General features: G+C 42.3%; 1 pseudogene. It reads right to left on the bottom strand.

Features of this window, described 5'->3' with window-relative positions:
- Positions 1-174: pseudogene (locus tag KH893_RS12615) on the bottom strand (Nramp family divalent metal transporter); the annotation flags it as partial.
- Between the last annotated feature and the right edge of the window lie 240 nt (positions 175-414).

The following is a 414-nucleotide window of genomic DNA, read 5'->3' on the forward strand; positions in this document are numbered from 1 at the left end:
GTATCCGACAGCGATCAGCACCCCCGGTCCCATGTATGCCTTAAGGGTACGCCAGAACCCGGCATTATGTGGGACTGCTATAGATCCGTTGACCTCACTCAAACTTTTTTGTGCTTGCACATTTCCTTCTGTGCTGCTGAACAACTTCTTAGGCTTGGTTAATTCATCTGCCATTTGTTCTGCCTCTTTTCTATTGGTTTAGAAATTCGGTCTGACACTCACTTCTTGACTGGGCGCCCGCTCAAATCCATGGATTATGCTACCTTAATTCACAACAAAATGCAAACCGGGTCTTGGAACAGAAAACTTATTCTAACGGCTTTACTGCCAACATATAAGGTCCTTTTTCTATACATATATCATGAAAATAGGGAGTGCATTTTTATCTGTAAGTGAGGTTTATATTGCTTAGAT

It is taken from the genome of Liquorilactobacillus sicerae (assembly GCF_029916425.1).
GTDB lineage: Bacteria > Bacillota > Bacilli > Lactobacillales > Lactobacillaceae > Liquorilactobacillus > Liquorilactobacillus sicerae.